This is a genomic window from Streptomyces sp. NPDC058683 (genome assembly GCF_042716195.1).
Classification (GTDB): Bacteria; Actinomycetota; Actinomycetes; order Streptomycetales; family Streptomycetaceae; genus Streptomyces.
On the sequence record NZ_JBHXSK010000073.1, the window covers coordinates 50,450 to 51,643 of the forward strand.

At 66.2% G+C, this 1,194-nt stretch carries 1 rRNA gene; it reads right to left on the minus strand.

Features of this window, described 5'->3' with window-relative positions:
* Positions 1-901 precede the first annotated feature (901 nt).
* Positions 902-1,018: ribosomal RNA gene (rrf, locus tag ACFWXC_RS48040) — 5S ribosomal RNA — on the minus strand.
* Positions 1,019-1,194 lie beyond the last annotated feature (176 nt).

The window sequence follows — 1,194 nt, forward strand, 5'->3', positions numbered from 1 at the left end:
CCTCGGAAGCCACCACGGCTGTCATCGCGCCGGTCGTCCCGACGGTCGTCACGGCCGCGGTAGCCACCGCCACCGCCCCGGTTGTCGTCCCGACGGCCGCCGTAGCCACCACCGGCACCACGATTGTCGTCGCGCCGGTCGTCCCGGCCACGGTAGCCGCCGCCACCGCGGTTGTCGTCCCGGCGGAAGGCGGGACGGTCACCACGGTTGTCGTCACGACGGAAGGTAGGACGGTCACCACGGTTGTCGTCACGACGGAAGGCGGGACGGTCACCACGGTCACTGCGACCGCCACGGTCGTCGCGGTCATCACGACGGAACGCCGGACGGTCACCACGGTCGTCGCGCCGGTCGTCCCGGCCGCGGTAGCCACCGCCACCACCACGGTTGTCGTCCCGACGGCCGCCGTGGCCACCACGGTCGTCCCGCTGGAACGCGGGGCGGGAGCCGCGGTTGTCATCACGCCGGCCGTACCCACCACCACGGTTGTCGTCACGCCGGTTGTCGTCACGCCGGTTGTCGTCACGGCGATTGTCATCGCGACGGCCGTATCCGCCCCGGTCATCGCCGCGGCGCTCGTCACCACGACGGTCGTCCCGACGGCCGTATCCACTACCGCGGTTGTCGTCGCGGCGACCGTAGCCACCGCCACCACTGCCGCCACGATTGTCGTCGCGACGACCGTAACCGCCGCGGTCTCCGCGGTCGTTGCTGCGGTCGTTGCGGTATCCGCCACGGTCACCGCGGTCACCACTGTCCCGTGGCCGCTGGTCGCGCTCCGGTCGCTCGTCGGGAGAGTTGGTGGACATGGTGACTCCTGTCTTCGGTACCTCAAGCATTGTAAAAACAAAAGGACCCCTGGTCCCAGCTGAACGCTGGTGACCAGGGGTCCTCAAAGATTGTTCGGCGGTGTCCTACTCTCCCACAGGGTCCCCCCTGCAGTACCATCGGCGCTGTAAGGCTTAGCTTCCGGGTTCGAAATGTAACCGGGCGTTTCCCTCACGCTATGACCACCGAAACCCTAATGGTTTCGAGCGAACAAGCACACTTTTTAATTGTGTGTTCAGCTCTAGCCGGCAACAGTCGTTGCCTCAGAACTAACACAGTGGACGCGAGCAACTGAGGACAAGCCCTCGGCCTATTAGTACCGGTCACCTCCACACCTCACGGTGCTTCCAGATCCGGCCTATCAAC